Annotated in this window: 18 protein-coding genes; 8 read left to right on the top strand and 10 right to left on the bottom strand. The window is 32.0% G+C overall.

The features are described from left to right. Positions 1 to 30: 30 nt before the first annotated feature. From ACTS9J_RS07350 to ACTS9J_RS07325, 6 genes are all read right to left on the bottom strand, one after another. The gene (locus tag ACTS9J_RS07350; RefSeq protein ID WP_125350223.1) at positions 31 to 1,908 is read right to left on the bottom strand and encodes a DEAD/DEAH box helicase; all 1,878 of its coding nucleotides are present in this window, start codon (positions 1,906 to 1,908) and stop codon (positions 31 to 33) included. A gap of 263 nt (positions 1,909 to 2,171) precedes the next feature. Beyond that, complete coding sequence (locus ACTS9J_RS07345; protein ID WP_125350222.1) at positions 2,172 to 3,587, bottom strand: L-serine ammonia-lyase; 1,416 nt, start codon at positions 3,585 to 3,587, stop codon at positions 2,172 to 2,174. Positions 3,588 to 3,794: 207 nt separating this feature from the next. Beyond that, positions 3,795 to 4,277, bottom strand: coding sequence for a hypothetical protein (locus ACTS9J_RS07340; protein WP_219034200.1), 483 nt, complete (start codon positions 4,275 to 4,277; stop codon positions 3,795 to 3,797). A gap of 9 nt (positions 4,278 to 4,286) precedes the next feature. Next, positions 4,287 to 4,988 carry an NUDIX hydrolase gene (locus ACTS9J_RS07335; protein WP_038336322.1) on the bottom strand — a complete coding sequence of 234 codons (702 nt, stop codon included), beginning with the start codon at positions 4,986 to 4,988 and terminating at the stop codon, positions 4,287 to 4,289. Positions 4,989 to 5,021: 33 nt separating this feature from the next. Further along, positions 5,022 to 5,492, bottom strand: a complete 471-nt coding sequence (locus tag ACTS9J_RS07330; RefSeq protein ID WP_038336320.1) for an Lrp/AsnC family transcriptional regulator — start codon at positions 5,490 to 5,492, stop codon at positions 5,022 to 5,024. A gap of 213 nt (positions 5,493 to 5,705) precedes the next feature. Continuing rightward, positions 5,706 to 10,301 (bottom strand): translocation/assembly module TamB domain-containing protein, encoded by a 4,596-nt coding sequence (locus tag ACTS9J_RS07325; RefSeq protein ID WP_448353081.1) that lies wholly within the window; start codon positions 10,299 to 10,301, stop codon positions 5,706 to 5,708. A 63-nt stretch (positions 10,302 to 10,364) separates the two neighbouring features. Between ACTS9J_RS07325 and tsaD the strand changes: the two genes are divergently transcribed. The 3 genes from tsaD (at position 10,365) to ACTS9J_RS07310 (ending at position 12,542) form a co-directional block, all read left to right on the top strand. After that, positions 10,365 to 11,384 (top strand): tRNA (adenosine(37)-N6)-threonylcarbamoyltransferase complex transferase subunit TsaD, encoded by a 1,020-nt coding sequence (tsaD, locus tag ACTS9J_RS07320; protein ID WP_291075682.1) that lies wholly within the window; start codon positions 10,365 to 10,367, stop codon positions 11,382 to 11,384. Next, the gene (locus ACTS9J_RS07315) at positions 11,384 to 12,091 is read left to right on the top strand and encodes an RsmE family RNA methyltransferase (RefSeq protein WP_448353080.1); all 708 of its coding nucleotides are present in this window, start codon (positions 11,384 to 11,386) and stop codon (positions 12,089 to 12,091) included. Before tsaD ends, ACTS9J_RS07315 begins: the two co-directional genes overlap by 1 nt. A 97-nt stretch (positions 12,092 to 12,188) precedes the next feature. After that, positions 12,189 to 12,542 (top strand): hypothetical protein, encoded by a 354-nt coding sequence (locus ACTS9J_RS07310; protein WP_291053520.1) that lies wholly within the window; start codon positions 12,189 to 12,191, stop codon positions 12,540 to 12,542. 359 nt (positions 12,543 to 12,901) lie between these two features. Here the strand turns inward: ACTS9J_RS07310 and ACTS9J_RS07305 are convergent, their stop codons facing one another. Next, positions 12,902 to 14,521 (bottom strand): glycoside hydrolase family 10 protein, encoded by a 1,620-nt coding sequence (locus ACTS9J_RS07305; RefSeq protein WP_291064735.1) that lies wholly within the window; start codon positions 14,519 to 14,521, stop codon positions 12,902 to 12,904. A gap of 185 nt (positions 14,522 to 14,706) precedes the next feature. On the opposite strand from ACTS9J_RS07305, the gene ACTS9J_RS07300 reads away from it, so the two are divergent. After that, positions 14,707 to 15,141, top strand: coding sequence for a potassium channel family protein (locus tag ACTS9J_RS07300; protein WP_291047081.1), 435 nt, complete (start codon positions 14,707 to 14,709; stop codon positions 15,139 to 15,141). A gap of 36 nt (positions 15,142 to 15,177) precedes the next feature. On the opposite strand, the gene ACTS9J_RS07295 is transcribed toward ACTS9J_RS07300, so the two are convergent. After that, complete coding sequence (locus ACTS9J_RS07295) at positions 15,178 to 15,912, bottom strand: DUF2911 domain-containing protein (RefSeq protein ID WP_291047082.1); 735 nt, start codon at positions 15,910 to 15,912, stop codon at positions 15,178 to 15,180. A gap of 4 nt (positions 15,913 to 15,916) precedes the next feature. Beyond that, positions 15,917 to 16,078, bottom strand: coding sequence for a DUF5522 domain-containing protein (locus tag ACTS9J_RS07290; protein WP_160279602.1), 162 nt, complete (start codon positions 16,076 to 16,078; stop codon positions 15,917 to 15,919). A gap of 161 nt (positions 16,079 to 16,239) precedes the next feature. On the opposite strand from ACTS9J_RS07290, the gene ACTS9J_RS07285 reads away from it, so the two are divergent. From ACTS9J_RS07285 to ACTS9J_RS07275, 3 genes are read left to right on the top strand one after another with little or no spacing between them, the layout of a single operon-like run. Then, complete coding sequence (locus tag ACTS9J_RS07285; protein ID WP_038336313.1) at positions 16,240 to 16,566, top strand: hypothetical protein; 327 nt, start codon at positions 16,240 to 16,242, stop codon at positions 16,564 to 16,566. After that, positions 16,567 to 17,484, top strand: coding sequence for a 1-aminocyclopropane-1-carboxylate deaminase/D-cysteine desulfhydrase (locus ACTS9J_RS07280; RefSeq protein WP_291047083.1), 918 nt, complete (start codon positions 16,567 to 16,569; stop codon positions 17,482 to 17,484). After that, positions 17,481 to 18,563 (top strand): glucosaminidase domain-containing protein, encoded by a 1,083-nt coding sequence (locus tag ACTS9J_RS07275; RefSeq protein ID WP_219034192.1) that lies wholly within the window; start codon positions 17,481 to 17,483, stop codon positions 18,561 to 18,563. Before ACTS9J_RS07280 ends, ACTS9J_RS07275 begins: the two co-directional genes overlap by 4 nt. Positions 18,564 to 18,605: 42 nt before the next feature. On the opposite strand, the gene ACTS9J_RS07270 is transcribed toward ACTS9J_RS07275, so the two are convergent. Beyond that, positions 18,606 to 19,190, bottom strand: a complete 585-nt coding sequence (locus tag ACTS9J_RS07270; protein WP_181816294.1) for a TlpA family protein disulfide reductase — start codon at positions 19,188 to 19,190, stop codon at positions 18,606 to 18,608. 158 nt (positions 19,191 to 19,348) lie between these two features. Here ACTS9J_RS07270 and queA point away from each other — a divergent pair, with 158 nt between their 5' ends. Continuing rightward, positions 19,349 to 20,398 (top strand): tRNA preQ1(34) S-adenosylmethionine ribosyltransferase-isomerase QueA, encoded by a 1,050-nt coding sequence (gene queA, locus ACTS9J_RS07265; RefSeq protein WP_038336356.1) that lies wholly within the window; start codon positions 19,349 to 19,351, stop codon positions 20,396 to 20,398. The last annotated feature ends 5 nt before the right edge of the window (positions 20,399 to 20,403 follow it).

The following is a 20,403-nucleotide window of genomic DNA, read 5'->3' as shown; positions in this document are numbered from 1 at the left end:
TCCTTTTTGTTATTTTTTATTGAGAATATATTAATCTCTACCTCTTCTTGAGTTTCCTGTTCTATTACGGTCTCCTCCACGGTAACCACCACGATCTCCACCTCTAGAATCACGGTCACGATCACCTCCACGGAATCCACCTCTGTCTCCTCCGCGATCACGATCTCCACCACGATAACCTCCACTTCTTTCACGGTCATTATCACGACGGCTATTGAAACCACGTCCGCGAGAATCTCCTCTGTCATTACGACGACGATCTCCACCACGACGCTCACCATCACCACGTCTAGGTTCTGGTTTAGAGATTTGAACATCTAAGTCTACTCCATCACGTTGTGCATCTTTGAAAGATTCTAACACTAATGATTCGAATTGTGTATCAACTTCGAAGAAAGAGAAATTACGTAAAATTTCAATTTTTCCGATTTCGATGTTACGATTACGAGTTTGCTCGTTAATTAAACCAATTAAGTTTGGAACACGTAAATTGTGTTTTTGACCAATATTAATAAAGAAACGAGAGAAATCACGTCCACCACGACGGTTAGAAGAACGATCTCCTCTATCACCACGATCTCCTTCAGAAGAAATATCTTTCGTGTTTTTGTAATATTCTAAGAAAGAATTGAACTCAACTGTCATGAAACGTTTTAATAAATCGTCACGATCTAAGTTCGCCAATTTTTCATTTACAGTTTCCATGTAAGGCTCGATTAATTCTTCATCAACTTCGATATTTTCGATTTTATCGATTAAAGAAATTAAACGTTTTTCACAGATTTCGGCTCCAGTTGGTACATTTTTAGGCTCGATTTTAGAAGCAATTAATTTTTCTAAATCTCTAATTTTACGCGCTTCACGTCCTCCTGAAATAATGATAGAAATTCCTTTGTTACCCGCACGTCCTGTACGTCCTGAACGGTGTACATAAACTTCTGGATCATCTGGTAAATTGAAGTTGATTACGTGAGTCAACTCATTTACGTCAATACCACGAGCAGCAACGTCTGTTGCAACAAGGATTTGAATATTTTGGTTACGGAATTTCTCCATCACGTGATCACGTTGTGATTGTGATAAATCTCCATGTAATGCGTCTGCATTGTAACCATCTTGCATCAATTTATCTGCTACGTCTTTCGCTTCGCGACGAGTTCTACAGAAAACGATACCATAAATATTTGGGTAATAATCGGCCAAACGTTTTAAAGCTAAGTAACGATCAGAAGAACGTACTAAGTAAACGTGATGCTCGATATTTTTTGATGCAGTATTTACTTTACTTACAGCAATCTCAACTGGATTGTGCATATATTCTGAAGCGATACGACGAACCTCTGAAGGCATTGTAGCTGAGAATAATAAAGTTTGTTTTTCTTCTGGAGTTGTTTCTAAGATAGAATCAATTTCGTCACGGAATCCCATGTTCAACATCTCATCAGCCTCATCTAAAACTGTCCAAGTGATGTCATTAATTTTTAATGCGCCACGTTTGATTAAGTCCATTGTACGACCTGGCGTTCCTACAACGATTTGCGGATTATCTTTTAATCCTCTAATTTGTTTAACGATGTCAGCACCACCGTAAACTGCCTGTACACGTACTCCACGCATATCTGCAGAAAAAGATTCTAATTCTTTTGCAATTTGTAAACATAATTCACGAGTAGGACACAAAATAATTGCTTGTACTGATTTTGAATTGCTGTCTAATTGATTTAAAACCGGAAGCCCGAATGCTGCAGTTTTTCCTGTACCTGTTTGCGCCAATGCAATAACATCTTGATCTGATGAAAGGATTTGAGGAATAGCTTTTTCTTGGATTGGAGATGGGTTAACGAAGCCCATTTTCTCAATTGCAGTTAGGATTTCTTCTTGAAGTCCTAATTCTTTGAATGTAATCATGTTAGATACGATACCGAGATAATGAAATTCATTTATATTTCATATCACGGTTTTATTTTAAATTATTTAACCAACAGATATGAAAGAATAAAATTAAATGGCTGAGCAGCCTAAAAAATCCCTAAATGAATATTCTTTAACATCCGTACCTTAACTCTAAAAGGCTGTGCAAATGTAAGGATTATTTTTGAAATACACAACACACATTCATAATCCTTACAATTAATACACATAATATTATTTTACTGATAATAAATAAGTTACTAACAATCTGCAATATTTACAGCAACTGCCAAACCTCCTTCAGAAGTTTCTTTGTATTTATTATTCATATCTTTTGCAGTTTCCCACATCGTATTCACAACTTTATCTAACGGAACTTTCGCAGTCAACGGATCTGTATCCAGTGCTAATTCTGCTGCATTTATCGCTTTAATCGCTCCCATTGTGTTACGCTCGATACAAGGAATTTGTACCAAACCACCAATCGGGTCGCATGTTAAACCTAAATGATGTTCCATTGCAATTTCGGCAGCCATTGTTACTTGCGCAGGAGTTCCTCCCATTAATTCGCATAATGCAGCTGCAGCCATAGCTGAAGATACGCCGATCTCAGCTTGACAACCTCCCATTGCCGCAGAAATAGTTGCTCCTTTCTTAAAAATAGAACCAATAACTCCTGCTGTTGTTAAGAATTGTTCAATCTCTTTTTGACCAGCTTTATGATTTTCGATCACCAAATAATACATCAAAACTGCTGGAATAACTCCTGCACTTCCATTTGTTGGCGCTGTTACAACTCTACCTAACGAAGCATTTACTTCATTAACAGCAAGAGCAAAACAACTCACCCATTTCAAGATTTGACGAAAATATACTTTGGTTTTTCGGATTGATGCAATCCATTCTTGTGAATTAGAATAAGGTGTTGCTCCAACCAAATTTTTGTGCATATCGTAAGCACGACGTTTCACGTTCAATCCGCCTGGTAAAATACCTTCTGTATGACAACCAATGTACATACACTCTAACATAGTATTCCAAACACGCATTAATTCGTGGTGAATTTCATCTTCAGTTCGAATTGTTTTTTCATTCTCGAACATAATTTCAGAAATCGATTTATTTTCTTTCGAACAAAATTCTAATAATTCTGTTGATGTATTAAATAAATATGGAAAAGCACAAGTGACATCTGTATTGGTAGCACTATCATCCTCTTTTGTAATAAATCCTCCCCCTATCGAATAAAACGTAGAAGATAATTCTTCGTTCTCATAGAAAGCTGTAAACATCATTCCATTAGCGTGAAAAGATAAAAACTCACGATTGAAAACGATATCAGTTTCGGGATTAAAATCAATTAAAAATTTATTTCCAAAATTTAATTGTTTATTTGTATTGATTGTATTAATAATATTCGAAATATCATCAACAGGAATATATTCAGGATCAGCACCGCTTAACCCTAACATTACTGCATAATCAGTTGCATGTCCTTTACCCGTAAGCGATAAAGAGCCGTACAAATCTACACGAACTTTTGTAATTTTATTAAAGATAGATGCAGCATCCAATTCTTTCAGAAAAGCTTCTGCAGCGCGCCAAGGACCTAAAGTATGCGAACTTGAAGGACCAACGCCAATTTTGAGCATATCAAATACTGAAATACAATCCATTTTGTACTTTTAATTTATATTTTTTCCACACAAGACAAATATAGCCGTTAAATTCTCATATTCACTTTATTTAAGCAGTTTTTTTATCAACTTAAACAATTAACATGCTTAAAATATTCATATTGAATGATATTAATACAAATAATTCAGCATCAAAAAAAGAGGTCACAACTAATTGTAACCTCTTTTCTAGACTTTATTAAGTTTTTATTTAAACTTGTGCCAATATGGATAGATAATCGCTAAACCATAACCTATAAACACAAATAATGTAAACATGGTAAAAAGTGTTCCATCTGCCATAAATTCGGGCTGCATTGCTGCTGACACAAATAATGATGTCACAACCATATATACACCAATTCTTTTATAAGATTTCACTAAAAAGATACCTATCAATGCAATAACTCCTAAAACAAGAGTCGAAATTGGATACCATTTTGGCATTTCTGGCGCATCTTCGTTCATCATTTGGCGGAACAAATAATCATTTGTCACCAATAATTGATAACCACGATAAAGAATACTCAAAATCAAGAAAACCATTATAAAGATCATTGACTTGAAAAGGAATGATGTTTTGTTTCCTTCGTGTTTCAAATCTTTTGTTTTGGTATTATCCGACATTAAAACTTTTGTGTCAAAAATATCGTCACGTTCTTGATTTTGTTCTACTTTTTGATCTGTCATAGCTTTATTTTAAAATAAGAAATCATATCCTTTCAAACTCAATTTTTCGTATTTTTCTTCATCAAAACGATACAATTTAGATACTTTACGATGTTGTTTAGGATCTGTTGTATTACCTGTTTCGATAATTAAATTTGAGTTAAAGATTTTCTTTCTAAAGTTACGTTTATCCAACTCACGATTCAAGGCTTTTTCATACAAACTTTGCAATTGCGCAATTGTAAACTCATCTCCAAGTAAGTTAAATCCTACTGGACGACGTTTTACACGACGTTTCACACGCTCTTTTGCATATTTTACAATCTCATTGTGATCAAAAGCCAAATCCGGAACACGGTCGTAAGCATACCATTCTCCACCTTGTGTTTTCACTTTTTCCTCTATTTGAGGTGTCAATTTAACCAAAGCGTAATAAGCAACATTTACAACACGTCCTAATGGATTACGAAAAACTTTTGTAAAAGCTTTCAATTGTTCAATATATGTTTGATGCTCATCGTAAGCAATTTTCTCAATCAACAATTCGTGAATTGCTTGATCGTTACTTACCGTTGGCGCAATATATTTTCCTGGCAAAACCAATGCTCCTTTGAAAGGATCGTTTAGTTTTTTATACACCAATATTTTGAGATCTTCTCCATCAAACCCGAAAAGTACGAGACTTGAACATAGAGCGACCTGAAAATATTTTTCTTTTTCTTCGTCTGTCATTTTGTGGGATGATTAATAAATTGAAATTTATTTTTAATGAAAAATTGAATGCATCAATCTATTTTTATCGTTAAAAGATTCTTCTAACGAAATCATAGATTCTGTTCTCAATACATCATCAATTTGATCAATTTTGTAGATAACATCTTTCGCATCAGAAGTATCTCTTGCACGAATTTTACAGAAAATATTATATTTTCCAGACACAACGTGAACCACTGTTACGTTAGGAATTTTATATAATTCATCTATCACTTTCTGAGTTTTGTTTGTTTTTGTAAGTAACAATCCTACATACGCAACAAACTGATAACCCATTTTATCATAATCTGTAATTAGTGTAGTTCCTTTGATGATTCCAGCCTCCTCTAATTTCTTGACACGTACGTGAATAGTACCAGCAGAAACATTCATTTTCTTTGCAATTTCTGTAAATGGCATTCTTGTATTGTCAATCAAATACATCAAAATTTTCTTATCAACATCATCAATTATGTAATTCATTTTCCTAATTTTTGATTATTATTATTATTTTAATAAAAAATCGAATTAATTTTTAGCAAAATTATAAATAAAACAAACAAACTTCAAAATATTTTTTAATGATTTATTTAATATTTTACTTTTGTTATAATAATAGTTCAAAAAAGAAAGAACTAATCACTTTTGTTTGTTTGCGCGAGTTTATTGTCTAACCACAATAAACTCATTTTTTTTTTATTTAATTTTGACTAAACCACGACGTTTTTGTTCCACTTTAGGTTGAGTACTTTTTTGATACGTAACTTTGACCGTATCTTTTGTAGTTTGACGAGTAGAATCTATTCTTCTTTCCTCACTTTTAAACTGTTTCGGAAGTACAATCGAATCAAATCTTTCTTGCTGTTGCTCTTCTTTTTTAGCTTTTGCTTTTCGTTTATTTTCATCTAAACCTAAAAATCCTCTAAACGTATCGAAGCTTTTGTTGTACTGAATTCCTACTCCGAAACTTTGATTTAAGTTATTTTCCATTCCTGGCAATAAACCGAAAGTTGTAGGTTTTGTAAATGCTTTTAAGACCAAAGATCCATTGTTTAATTTCGAGATATCATAAGAAACATCAAAATTCCCATCGAAGTTCTCTTGTACATTTCTATTATTTGTAACCGCAATTCCATACGAACCACGTAAACTTAAACGATTATTAACCCGATAAGAAACAGAAGTTCTAATTTTATCATTTGTCTCCGATTGCGCACTACCACCGACATACTCCATTTGTATATCTACATTGTTCGCAATAGAAGACAACATACCCGCAATTGTCGATAAACCAATATCAGCAGCTGTACTTGTTACACCAGATTGAACAGCCGAAGCATCACCAAATTTACCTGTCAATAAGATATAACTAAACTGAAGCATCTGTTCTTCTGTATTTGAACGGAATTTTGATTGTAACTGCGAATTGATATCCGAACCTGCATTAGGAATTGTTAATCCAAAATCGATAATAGGTTTTTTCAACGTTTCAGAAATATTAATTGATAAGAGAGCATCATAAATTTGCGAATATCCTACACCTAAATAGTCTCCAACATTTGACACCGAACGTTGATATTCAGCTGTAATATTAAGCGTTGCATCAAGTGGATTTCCTGCAAATTGTACCGAAGATCCTTTTTTGATTTTAAAATCTTTTGGAATCAGCGGAAATTGTCTAAACTCATATGTTCCACTTTCTATATTATATACCCCTGTAATACTCAATCCTGCTTTATTCATTAAGAATCTAAGATTTTCTGCAGTTCCTCGCGCTGTTGCTTTATCATTTGTAGCTGCATCAAAAATCAAATTCACCATCGCATTTGGATACGCATTGATGTTGACATCTATCGACATTCCTTTTGGTGCGTGAGGCTCGTTATTTTTCGATTTTTCATCTAGATGTTGGTTAGGAACAAAACGTACCAAATTATTTTCTGACTCAATTGTTGTACTTCCTGTATTTATCGTTAACTCAGAATTTCCAACCACTGTCGCATCTCCAGCAATCTCCAATTCCTCTACCGCACCAAACATAGATACATTTCCTTTCGCAAATACTTTTCCATAAAACAATTCATTGTCTTTAATAGACGTGTTCATCACCAATAAATTATCGGTATCAAAATCTAAGTTGAGACCCCATTTAGATAAATTACGAAAAAGAATTAAACCATCAACTTTTCCTTTTGTATTGTACGCAGTATCTTTAAATGCAATATCATTCAATCTAATAACCCCTTGTCCTGCTCCTTCTTTAAAAACAAATAAGTCGTTTTCTCCTTCAAATAAATAATCAGTTCCTAAGAAATTAACTTTTAATCCAAGATCTTTTGCAATCATATTTCCGCTAAGATTTGGTAAATCAATTGGTCCAGTAATTTTTAAATCACCAGATAACGTTCCACGCATATTAGAGAAAACAGATTTTAAGAATCCTTCTAAGAAATCGATATGAAACTCATCAAAATTGGCATCTACATCGACTTCAGGACCTGTTGGTTTATTAATAATATTACCATAAGCAACCAACGATTGAATTTGCTCTTTCTGTAAACTTGTTTCAAAATTAAATTGTTTATCCGCTACATTATAACCTCCTTGTAAAGTCAAATTACCAAGCTCAAAATCATTTAAACCTAACTTATCAATTTTAGCTTCAAGTGTTGGTTCTAACTTTTCTTTTGTTCTAATAATATCTACTTTACCGTTCGCTATACCGACAATTTTTAGATTATTCAATAATGTTTTAGGAATGATTTTTTCTAAATGCAAATCTTTAAAATCAGCATTGAAATTGTAATCTACATTGTTATTAAATAAACCACTTACTTTTAAATATTGTTCTTCCGATTCTAATGACAAATCTTCAACTTTTAATGATTTATTGATTCGATTAAAAATTACCCGATTAGAATTTGCATCATTCAAATGATTAATTGTCCATTGTGTCGAATCTATTTGTATTGTCGAAGGTGAAAATCCAAAAATCAAATCATTATTATTCTGAACTGTGTGAAAAAGATTTAGATTAAATAAAATTGGATTCTTACGACCTATATTAAAGTCTGTTTTGACAATCATTGTATCATTCTTCGGAATCGAATTTACGTTAATTGCATTAATCGTAACTCCACTCACTTTCATACTATCAATTTTCGCATTAAGTGTTGGTAGTTCTGCAATTGTATTTAGATTAACATTCGACTGAAACAATTGAATTCCTGCATATTTTATACCTGGAGTATCCAATGTCGCTTCCAATTGATTTTTCGTACCATCAATATAACCTTTAACATGTGTATCTGGCTCAATAGAAATCGATGGATCGATATATTGTAATAAATTTTCTTGCACATAAACATCAAACGAAAAAGCCTGATTTGGCGAAACTTTTTTATGGCGGAAAGATGGCACTAGATCTACAAGCGAATTATTGATAACATTTGCAACTTCAGTAATATTAAATTTACCATCAACAGTGGCTTTCATATAATCTGGCACATCTAATGTCATGATTTTATGCGAACCATCTATTTGAGAATTCAACATGACATGTGACAATTCTAACGTATCTTTTTTAGAACGGAAATAAAGATTTTTGACATCAATATTTCCCCTAAAATCATTAATATTTGTCAGCTTAAAATTCCCTTCAACATCGCCACGTACTATTGCATTTAGATTTTTTGTAACTCCAAGAAAATCTAAATTAACTTGACGAATGTTTGATGTAAAATCAAAATCATATGGTTTTCCACTGAAGTTAATTTTTCCGTTCAATTGTGCATTCAAATTAGGATCTTTGATATCAAACAAACCATTAAACTGATAATTTTTGACCAAACCATCTACCGTAATATTTTGATATCTTTTTCCAATCAAATCGATGTAACGAAGATTTCCATCTAAATTTAAATTGATATTTTTTAGATCAGTTCCTTTTCCATCAAATCTAAATTTTCCGCTTACATAACCCAAATCTTTTGCATTTGTTAATTGACGAAGATTAAGATTTTTCGCATCTAAAGTTCCCTTATAAATTAACGATTTTACATCTTTGTAATTCCTAATTTGAGCTTTAATATCAGCATCACCAAGTCCAGAAACTGCGTAACCATTCGCATGAATTTCATTTGGATTTAATGAAATATCACCACGATAATTTAAGTTTCCAAAACGAGTCAACATATTCGGAATTTTCTTAGAAACAAAGGTTGGAAGTAACTTTACAATTTTTTGATAGGATGTATTGATTTTTACATTTCTTGTCGAAAAATTTAGCGAAGAACCATGTGTCACATCTTGCAATTGTAAACGAGAAGCACCAACATAATTATCTTCTCCTTTCAATTCGAAATCTGTAAATGTTAAATTATTCAGGGTTCCATTTACTTTTCCATATAAATCAACCGAAGAATTTTTATCAAATAAATCAGTGAAATAGCGAATTTCTTTAAAATTAATTTTAGATCCTCGATCAAAAAAAACGTCCCAACGAACTTTATTATTAAAATCAGACATATCCGAAGGTTGATTGTAACTCAATAATAAATTTCCGTTTAAAACAGACGTATCCGATCGTAAATTTAAATTCCCAACTCGAATTTCTTTTTTCGAATAATGAACTTTTCCTGTGAAATTTTGTACGTTATACGTTTCTTTATTTTTTGTTGCAACAAAGCAGAAATTTTCTAAATCGGCCGTAATATCAGAATCAACTAATCGAAACTTTTTTACCGTCATGTTCAACTGCTTCGAATCCAACCAAACATTTCCAGAATTTTGATTAACAATTGAAACTTTTCCGTCCTGTAAAATAAAATCTCCATCTAATTTGAAAATCTTTTTCGGATCTTTTGGTTTATCAGAACTAAAACCGTTCACAAATTTGATGAAATTCGAAATCGAATCACCTTTGTAGGTAATCACACGAATTTCAGGTTCAATCAATTTCACTTCACTCAAATTGATATGATCTTTTTTGATTCCTGGAATTAACGACCAAACATTTATTGTTGTTTCTAAAGTCTTCGACTTCAAAAAATCATATTTGTAATCGTCTTTAATGTGTACACCATAGAAATAAATACGCCCAAAAAAATCAATATCAACCGCATCTACATACATTTGTGTGTTCAACGATTTATTTAATTTTTCTAAGGCAAAATGTGCTATTTTTGTCTGTACCGCAGGGATTTGTATTGCGATTGCTACTGTTAAAACAAGGGTTAAAACGAGTATAATCAACGACAATAAAAATCTTCCTATTCGTCTGACTATTTTCAATGGTTTAAATTTACGATATTTGCAGGGTAAAAATAAGTTATAAATTTTATTCTACAAGGAATTATGAGCGATAAAAACTACATTTTAGCCATAGAATCTTCTTGTGATGATACAGGCGCAGCAATTATTGACGGAAATAAAATTATTTCTAATGTTGTGGCAAGCCAAAAAATTCACGAAATATATGGTGGCGTAGTACCAGAATTAGCTTCGAGAGCACATCAACAAAATATTGTTCCCGTCGTAGATCAAGCCCTAAAACAGGCAAATATTAATAAAGAAGAACTTAAAGCAATCGCGTATACACGTGGTCCAGGATTGATGGGTTCGCTTTTGGTTGGCGGAAGTTTTGCGAAATCTTTCAGTCAATCATTGGATATTCCGTTGATTGAGGTTAATCACATGCAAGCACATATTTTGGCAAATTTTATTGAAGATGCCAACGACGAAAAACCAACTTTTCCATTTTTATGTTTGACTGTTTCTGGTGGACATACACAAATCGTGAAAATCAACAGTTATTTTGAGATGGAAATTTTAGGTGAAACAATTGATGATGCAGCTGGTGAAGCTTTTGATAAAGCAGGTAAAATTTTAAATTTACCTTATCCTGCAGGTCCAATTATTGACAAAAAATCTAAGATTGGAGATCCTACAAAATTCAAATTTGCAAAACCAAAAATTGATGGTTTAAACTTTAGTTTTAGCGGTTTCAAAACGTCAATTTTATATTTTATTCAGAAAGAAGTCAAAACGAATCCAAATTTTATTGAAGAAAATATTGACGATTTGTGCGCTTCTATTCAACATTCTATCGTTAATATTTTGATGGAAAAAGTAAAAAAAGCATCGGACGAAACTGGAATTAAACAAATTGCGATTGCAGGTGGAGTTTCGGCTAATTCTGAAATTCGTCAACGATTAAAAGATGGAGAAACAGAATTTGGTTGGAAAACTTTTATTCCAAAATTTGCTTATACAACAGATAATGCAGCGATGATTGCAATGGTTGGAAGTTTAAAATTTGATCAAGAGTTATTTACAAAAAACACAGCGAAATCTGTGGCTAAATACCATATTTAATGAAATTATTTTTTGGAGAAATTCATCACGAAACAGCTATCCTGAACGAAGAAGAAAGTCATCATTTTGCGAAAGTTTTGCGCGGAAATGAAGGCGATTTGGTTCATGTGACGGATGGAAAAGGAAATTTGGCTCAAGTTGAAATTACGTCGATTTCTAAAAAAGCAGTTGAAGGAAAAGTAATTGATTTAAAAACAAATTTCGAGCAGAAAAATTACTATTTACATGTTGCAATTGCACCAACAAAAACAATGGAACGTTTGGAATTTTTCTTGGAAAAAGCAACCGAAATTGGTGTTGATGAAATTACATTTTTGCAAACTTTTCATTCGGAACGAAAAAATATTAAAATTGAACGAATTGAAAAAATTGTTCAGTCTGCAACAAAACAATCGTTGAAAGCGTATTTGCCAAAAGTAAATGATTTGACAAAATTCAACGAATTTATCAAACAGGATTTTGAAGGTTTCACGAAATGTATTGCGCATTGCGAAGCGGATATTGAACGAACACCTTTAAGAACAGTTTTGGAAAATAACCCGCAGAAAATTTTAATTATGATTGGTCCTGAAGGTGATTTTTCGCGAGATGAAATTTTCGCTGCAGAAGATCACAATTTCACAGGAATTAATCTTGGATATCAACGTTTCCGTACTGAAACTGCAGCTTTACAAGCTGTTTTTGCCGTTGATTGGGGATTGAAATAAATCGAGTAAAACTATTACTTTATACAAAAACCGATTCTGTTGGATCGGTTTTTTTCTTTTATCTGAAAATAAATATCTTTATCAAAATTAAAAACTTATGAAAAAATTAGCACTTATTTTGGGATTATTCATTGGAAGTTTTTCATTTGCACAAACTGTAAATGATGTTCCGATTAAAGATATTAATGTCGACTATGTACAGATTATTGGAACTGGACGAGGTTTGAGTACAAAAATGAATATTCGCTTGGATTTTGGACAAGAAACCAAATCAATTTCTTTTAAAACTGGTTTGAAAATAAAAGATGAACGCGGAATTGCAGTAAAATTTAATTCAATGATTGATGCGTTGAATTTTATGTCTGCGAGTGGATATGAATTTCAGTTTGCGTATACCTCAAAAGAAAATGATGACGATACGCTTTATTATATTTTAAAGAGAAAAAAATAAACAAATCCTCAACTTATGTTGAGGATTTGTGTTTTATATTAAATTCTAATTTTCAACTTTCTTTTTCTTCAACATAAAAAATATGCAGAATATAAACGTTACTGAATAAATAATACCTAATGCTGTATTTTTAAACGTAAAATCTTGAAAATTAAACTCTCTTAACAAAGCTAGTCCTATTGGAAATGCAATAAGCGCAAAAATAATATTGAAACCTATTTTATTTTTCATATAATTATGGTTATTTAAATATGTGTTAAACTATTAATGTATAATCAAATATACAAAAACAACAAAGTTGTAAAAACAAAAAAATCCCCAACTTTCGTTGAGGATTTATATTTAGAGAAATTCTATTCTTAATTAATTTTTTGAGCAACGTAATCACTTTCGTTCCCTAAACGATCAACAGCTTTTAGTGCAACTGCCGTTAAGCTTTTACCATCTTTATGTTTCAAAATTGTTTGGTTTGTTTTGGTTTTATCCAAAATAGATGTTTCCCAATCGTTGTTGTAACGTGTATATAAAATCCATTTCGAAACATTCGAATTCATTTTATAATCATTCCAATTCATCACAACTTCTGATGCTTTTGCATTTACAGACAAACTTGGTTTTGCCAAACGATCTGCTTTTATCCAATTCATAGTTGGCACCAAAGCTTTAGCTTTGTATGGACCTTCTTTCAGATAACTCAACATCGAAGGATTTTTCGTTAATCCAGCAATACTCCAGTGAATAACACCCACATTGTTTTGTAAAATTTCTCCAGCCATTTTTACCTGATTTGTAATCTCAGTTGTTCTATCCGAAACTTTCACTTCTACAGTATTCAAACCTGGCCAAAGATGACGATTATGTGTGTTTTCTGATTTCCACCATTCTAATAATTTCGGAAAACTTTGTCCTGTCGAATTAATTGGCCAATACAATTGTGGCGAAAAATAATCAACCCAACCTTTGTTCAACCATAATTTTGCATCTGCATACAATTCATCATATTGCGAAGAACCTGTAATTCCAGCAGGATATCCTGGTTTCCAAATTCCAAAAGGACTAATACCAAATTTTACAAAAGGTTTTTCTGCTTTGATTTCTTTATAAATACGCTCAATAATTGTATTCACATTTTGACGACGCCAATCTGCTCTCGACAACATTCCTCCATTATTCTTGTAAACATTCCAAGTTGAATTATCTGGAAAGTCTGCACCACCATTATACGATGCATATGGATAGAAATAATCATCAAAATGAACACCATCAATATCATAACGCGAAACGATATCACGAACAACTTCCGAAACGTGATCTTGCGTTTTTTTGTCAGCAGGATCAAACCAATACATACCATTCTTCAATCTGACCACATTACTTGGCGACCTTTTCACCATCGACTCACTTGTCACCGGCCCTCCACTACTGTGATGCGCTCTGTAAGGATTTAACCAAACATGCAACTCAATTCCACGTTTGTGCGCTTCTTCCACCCAAAACTCTAACGGGTCATAATATGGAGAAGGCGCTTTTCCTTCTTCTCCAGTTAAGAAGTAAGACCAAGGTTCAAAATTACTTTTGTACAAAGCATCTGCCGCTGGACGAACCTGAAAAATAACTGCATTAAAATTGTTTGCTTCTAACATATCCAACAACTTTATCGCTTCATCTTTTTGTTGCGTTGTCGTTAAATCTTTTTTAGAAGGCCAGTTAATATTTGCAACAGAAGCTACCCAAGCCGCTCGGAACTCACGATTTACTTCTGGTAATTTCACTGTAAAAACTTCATCTTTCTTATTCGAAATTTCAGTTTTTGATGTAGTAAGAATAGTTGTTTGCGTAGATTCTACAGGTTTTATAGGCTGCTTAGATTCTACTTTTTTATAAACTATTTTTTTCGAATTTTTATTTGAAGCACACGAAGATAAGCCAATTGTAGCTATTCCGAAACACATCAAAATATATTTAAAATTAATATTCATTCGTTGAAATATGTATTTTTAACGTTACAAAATTAGTAATAAAGCTTTATTAATCCAGATTTTATCAAATATTTAGGATATCTAGATTTTACTTCTCTATTAAATTTACAAAATTTTTAGCTTCAAAAAGTATTATATAAATTTTATTCTTTACATTTTTGTACTCGCCTATAATAGATAAAAATATGTTTCTAATTATATGTTATGGCGTATTGATTATTTGTGTGAATGTTATTTTACAATCAACTGTCACTGTTTATTCGCTAAAATATCTACATAAATTTAATCTCAAAAAACAACATTTAACGTTTAGTCAAGTAATTTGGCAAATGGCATTATCTGTTTCTTTGCTTACTTTGTTACATGGCGCACAATATACAATTTGGGCGGCTACTTTTTATTTCAATCCAAATATTGACAATTTGTATAGTTTTCAAGAAGCAATCTATTTTTCATTAATCACATTTACAACCGTTGGTTATGGTGTTGTTGTGATTGATAGTGAATGGAAAATCATGGCTGGATTAGAAGCTATAAACGGAATTATGATGGTTGGCTGGTCAACTGCGTTGATGTTTTCTTACTTACAAATTATCTTAAAAAAGAATATTTCTGAATAAAAAAATCCCTTCAAAAATTTTTGAAGGGATTTTTAATTAATATTTATTTTTTTCCAAATTAACTTTCAATTCTTTGTAATAATCTGGCGCATTTGCATCTTTTTCTAAAGCTGTATTGACCCATTTCAACGCTTGATTTCGATCCAATTTATTCGAATAATAGAAGTTTGCCGAATTGTAAAAATCTCTTGCAGAAGAATTTTCGTTCAATTGATCTCCAATCATTTTTAAAACTTCGTTAATTGTATTCGTTTCAATATCCAAAACAACCGTTGTGTTATCCCAAGCTAATACCAAATTCGCTGATTTTTGCGTCACATTTGTAAAACGAATCTCAAACGTTTCTGTCTTATTGTTCATCGATTTTGTTGACGGAGCTTTCACTTTCAAAGCGATATTCGACTCCTTCCACTCTTTCGGATTTCCCCAGTTTTTCGTGTCTTTGTAAAAAATTACCTCCCACTCCTCTTTATTCGGAATGCTATACAACGCATATTCGCCAGCAGCCAACTCTTGTCCATTCACTTTGATTGGTTTATCAAATTTGATGACCGTATTTTCATTCGCACCAGTTCGCCAAACTTCTCCATTCGGTACCAATTTTCCAAATACTTTTCTTCCGTTTACATTTGGTCGATTATATTCAACTTCAAATTCTGTTAAACCTACTTTTTGTTCAACTTCAGCATGAGAACTTACCGCGGGAAATTTCATTTGAGCAAAAGCACAACTTCCTATTAACAAAGCTAAAACTGTTGATGTTATTTTCATATAATTATTTCTTATTCTTTATTTTATCTGTTTTTTTATCGTATCCATACGGACAATGTTTGCATCCACTTTTACAACAATACCCTCTTTTTTTTAGATATTGTTCAGTAAATATTCTGAAACCTTCTGGAGATAAATAATAATCTCCTTCTTCAAACTTTTTCATTTCTAACGCTGTGAATTTACAACTTTTATCTATAAACTATCATTAATTTTGGTATGATAATTATTTGCGAAACTTCTTCTAAATTTACGCTTTTTAACGCTTTTTAAATCAATATCTTTTCAGATTGATTAATTTTGCAATAAAATCGAATTACCTAAATCATGTTTGTAGTTGTTTTGCGTCATTTATTCCGAAAGAATTTTATTGGAATTACCATTTTTCCTTTCATTTTTTTGAGAGATAAAAAACTGAAAAATGATGAAGTTTTAATCAATCACGAAACCATTCATATCATTCAACAACTCGAACTTTTGGTCGTTTTTTTCTATCCTTTTTATTTTATTGAATATGCCATTCGATTGATTCAATATCGCGATCAACACAAAGCATATCGCAATATTAGTTTTGAGCGTGAAGCTTATGCAAACGAACACAATTTGAATTATTTAAAAAAACGAAAATTTTATAATTTTCTAAAATATATCTAAATGATTTGGAACGATTTTAAAGCTCAAATTCAAAACATTGACATCAAACATTTAACTTCTCAAAATATTCAACTTTCTATATTAAGAGAAGATTTGATTCATCCAGAAATCTCTGGAAACAAATACCGAAAACTGAAATATAATTTTATTGAAGCTGAAAAACTTGGTTTCAAGAAATTGATAACATTTGGTGGCGCTTTTTCCAATCATATTGCAGCAACGGCGGCAGCTGGTCAACTTCATCATTTCGAAACTATCGGTATAATTCGTGGAGAAGAATTAAGTGATAAAATCGATGAAAATCCTACGTTACGTTTTGCTCAAAAATGTGGAATGCAATTGCATTTTATTTCCAGAGAAGATTATCGAAAAAAAGATGAAGTAGAATTTATTAATCATTTAAATACTAAATATCCAAACACTTACGTTATTCCAGAAGGAGGTACAAATGATTTTGCGATAAAAGGTTGCGAAGAAATTTTGTACGATGATTGTTTCGAATATGATTTTATTGCTTCGGCAATCGGAACTTGTGGAACAATTGCTGGATTGATTGAAAGCTCGAAACCTCATCAAACAGTTTTAGGTTTTCCGAGTTTAAAGGGAGATTTTATCCAAAATGAAATCGAAAAATTGACAAATAAAACGAATTTCACTATTTTTAATGATTATCATTTTGGCGGATATGGGAAAGTTTCGGATGAATTAATTACTTTTGTAAATGATTTCAAGCGAATTAACCATATTCAATTGGATCCTATTTACACTGGAAAAATGGTTTTTGGTATTTTTCAATTAATTAAAAATCATTATTTTAGTGATAATTCTAAAATTCTTTTGGTTCATACAGGCGGATTGCAAGGAATTGAAGGAATGAACAAACTTTTAAAGAAGAAGAACAAAAATATTATAGAATGAAAAAATTGTTATACATTTTTAGCTTAGTGTTGTCGATTTCGACGCAAGCACAAGAAAGTAGAGACATAACTTACATTCGAAAACATGCTATTTTAGCTGTTGAAGAAATGCAACTTTACAAAGTTCCAGCAAGTATTACGTTAGCACAAGGATTATTGGAAACTGGAGGCGGACAAAGTAAATTAGCCGATCAAGCCAATAATCATTTTGGAATAAAATGTAAAGGTCCTGAAGAATGGTCGTTGGATAAACCTCGTATTTATCACGATGATGATTCGAAAGGAGAATGTTTTAGAAAATATTCTTCAGTTGAAGAAAGTTATAGAGATCATTCTAAATTTTTGGCTTTAAGACCTTATTACAAAGCTTTATTTTTCTTAGATCCGACAGATTATAACGCTTGGGCAAATGGTCTGAAAAAATCTGGTTATGCAACTGATCCAAAATATGCTTCAAAATTAATTTCGAGAATTGAGAAATATAATTTAGATCAATTTGATAAGATTTCTCCAGAAGAAGTTTATACAAAATTGTATACATTATACAACAATCAGGATGATATGATGATGGCAAATAATTCATCGAAATCTAAAACGAAGAAAGAATCTAAAACAATCAAAGAAGAAATTGCATTAGCGTCTTATCAACCAAATAATAATAGTATAGAGAAAAATGAGCCTAGTGTAAATAACAAAACAATTGCTTACGAAACTCGTCCTCAAAATCCTACAACTCGCATTAAAAATCACAAGAATAATATTCCTTATATTGTTGCTCAAGCGGGAGAAACAATTGCGACTATTTCTAAAACATACAACAAAGTTCCTTCGGATATTGCGAATTTCAATGAAATACAAATGGGTTCTAAATTGAAAGATGGACAAATTGTATTTTTCGGAAAAAAGAAAACAAAAGGTTCTGATTATTCATACAAAGTACAAGAAGGTGATGATATGTACACGATTTCGCAACGTTTTGGTGTAAAAGTAAACAACCTATATAAACTAAATCGTATGGAACCAGGTGAACAACCTAAAATTGGTCAACGTATTAATTTGAAAACAAAAGTTAGAGCATAATGAGCTCAATAATAAAAAAAAGCTTCCAAATGGAAGCTTTTTTTATTTCATCATTTTGAGAATATCAACCAATTGTTGATTGATTCCTCCTGTTTGATAATCCATCGGTGCAGGCGCGCGATCAATCATAATATTTCCTTCTTTGTCTAAAATAATAAAAGTCGGAATGTATTCTATCTTATAATCAAAGCCAAAGTTATCTTCTCTTCCTGCAAATAACTGTACACCAGACATCTGATTTTCTCTCACCATTTTTTCCCAAATTGGCTTATCTTCTAATTTATCCAAAGAAACACTTACAAAATGAATTGGTGCATTATGAAATTGTTTTTCCAATTCTTTCATAAAAGGAATTTGAACTTTGCAAGGTCCACACCATGTTGCCCAAATATCCATGTAGACATATTTTCCTTTGAAATCTGATAAGTCAAATCGTTTTCCATTGATATCAGCCAAAGAAAAATCTGGTGCTTTTATCAATTCTTTCGGAATTTCTGATTCTGGTGATTCTTTTTTTGCAACAGAATCAATCTTTTCTATTTCAGCAGATTCTTCAATTTTTTGTTCGGATTTATTACAACTAAAAAATGTAAAAAACATTGATAGTAATAGTAGTTTCGTTTTCATTTTATTTTTCAAATAAGTATTAAAAAACTTGATAATATCTATAAGTCTTTCGTCAAAAATAAACATTTAAACGTTAGCAATTTCATAAAATACCTCAATTCACTTGACAAAGGGGTATCTGACATCGTATATTTGCAAAAAATTGTACAATTATGAAAATGAAAACCTCCGATTTCGACTTTACTTTACCTGAAGAACTTTTAGCAGATCGCCCTTCTGAAAACAGAGACGAAGCTCGCTTAATGGTTGTTCACCGTGACACCGGAGAAATTGAACATAGACAATTTAAAGATCTTATCGAGTATTTCGACGAAGGAGATGTAATGATTCGTAACAATACGAAAGTTTTCCCTGCTCGTTTGATGGGTAACAAAGAGAAAACTGGTGCTCAAATCGAAGTTTTCTTGCTAAGAGAATTAGATGCTGAGACTCGTTTATGGGATGTTTTGGTTGATCCAGCGCGTAAAATTCGTATCGGAAATAAATTATTCTTCGATAATGATGATACATTAGTTGCAGAGGTTGTTGACAATACAACTTCTCGTGGACGTACTTTACGTTTCTTATTTGATGGATCTTACGAAGAATTCCGTGCAAAATTGAAAGAATTAGGAGAAACTCCACTTCCAAAATATATTTTACGTGATGTTGAACCAGAAGATGCAGAGCGTTACCAAACAATTTATGCAAAACACGAAGGAGCTGTTGCTGCACCAACAGCTGGTTTACACTTTTCTAAACACTTATTAAAACGTTTAGAAATTAAAGGTGTTGATTTTGCTGAATTAACATTACACATTGGTTTAGGAACTTTTCAAGCTGTAGAGGTTGAAGATTTATCTAAACACAAAATGGAGTCTGAGCAAGTTATTATTCCTCAAGAATCTGCTGATCTTGTAAATCGTGCAATTGACGAGAAGAAAAAAGTTTGTGCTATTGGTACAACTTCTATGCGTTCTATCGAATCTTCTGTTTCTGCAGATGGTCATTTAAATGCATTTGATGGTTGGACGAACAAATTTATTCACCCACCATACGATTTCTCTATTGCAAATTGTATGATTACAAACTTCCACACACCAAAATCTACATTAATCATGATGATTTCTGCGTTTGCTGGACACGATTTAACAATGAAAGCATACAACGAAGCTGTAAAAGAAGGATACAAATTCTACTCTTACGGAGATGCAATGTTAATCTTATAAGACAA

Source organism: Empedobacter sp. ULE_I140 (assembly GCF_053482575.1).
Note: the sequence above shows the minus strand (reverse complement) of the source record. Positions and strands in the feature narration are given on the sequence as shown.

What these genes read in the sequence shown, in the direction of transcription:
- ACTS9J_RS07350 (WP_125350223.1), bottom strand. Translation starts at nt 1,908, where the DNA reads ATGATTACATTCAAAGAATTAGGACTTCAAGAAGAAATCCTAACTGCA.
- ACTS9J_RS07345 (WP_125350222.1), bottom strand. Translation starts at nt 3,587, where the DNA reads ATGGATTGTATTTCAGTATTTGATATGCTCAAAATTGGCGTTGGTCCT.
- ACTS9J_RS07340 (WP_219034200.1), bottom strand. Translation starts at nt 4,277, where the DNA reads ATGACAGATCAAAAAGTAGAACAAAATCAAGAACGTGACGATATTTTT.
- ACTS9J_RS07335 (WP_038336322.1), bottom strand. Translation starts at nt 4,988, where the DNA reads ATGACAGACGAAGAAAAAGAAAAATATTTTCAGGTCGCTCTATGTTCA.
- ACTS9J_RS07330 (WP_038336320.1), bottom strand. Translation starts at nt 5,492, where the DNA reads ATGAATTACATAATTGATGATGTTGATAAGAAAATTTTGATGTATTTG.
- tsaD (WP_291075682.1), top strand. Translation starts at nt 10,365, where the DNA reads ATGAGCGATAAAAACTACATTTTAGCCATAGAATCTTCTTGTGATGAT.
- ACTS9J_RS07315 (WP_448353080.1), top strand. Translation starts at nt 11,384, where the DNA reads ATGAAATTATTTTTTGGAGAAATTCATCACGAAACAGCTATCCTGAAC.
- ACTS9J_RS07310 (WP_291053520.1), top strand. Translation starts at nt 12,189, where the DNA reads ATGAAAAAATTAGCACTTATTTTGGGATTATTCATTGGAAGTTTTTCA.
- ACTS9J_RS07305 (WP_291064735.1), bottom strand. Translation starts at nt 14,521, where the DNA reads ATGAATATTAATTTTAAATATATTTTGATGTGTTTCGGAATAGCTACA.
- ACTS9J_RS07300 (WP_291047081.1), top strand. Translation starts at nt 14,707, where the DNA reads ATGTTTCTAATTATATGTTATGGCGTATTGATTATTTGTGTGAATGTT.
- ACTS9J_RS07295 (WP_291047082.1), bottom strand. Translation starts at nt 15,912, where the DNA reads ATGAAAATAACATCAACAGTTTTAGCTTTGTTAATAGGAAGTTGTGCT.
- ACTS9J_RS07290 (WP_160279602.1), bottom strand. Translation starts at nt 16,078, where the DNA reads ATGAAAAAGTTTGAAGAAGGAGATTATTATTTATCTCCAGAAGGTTTC.
- ACTS9J_RS07285 (WP_038336313.1), top strand. Translation starts at nt 16,240, where the DNA reads ATGTTTGTAGTTGTTTTGCGTCATTTATTCCGAAAGAATTTTATTGGA.
- ACTS9J_RS07280 (WP_291047083.1), top strand. Translation starts at nt 16,567, where the DNA reads ATGATTTGGAACGATTTTAAAGCTCAAATTCAAAACATTGACATCAAA.
- ACTS9J_RS07275 (WP_219034192.1), top strand. Translation starts at nt 17,481, where the DNA reads ATGAAAAAATTGTTATACATTTTTAGCTTAGTGTTGTCGATTTCGACG.
- ACTS9J_RS07270 (WP_181816294.1), bottom strand. Translation starts at nt 19,190, where the DNA reads ATGAAAACGAAACTACTATTACTATCAATGTTTTTTACATTTTTTAGT.
- queA (WP_038336356.1), top strand. Translation starts at nt 19,349, where the DNA reads ATGAAAACCTCCGATTTCGACTTTACTTTACCTGAAGAACTTTTAGCA.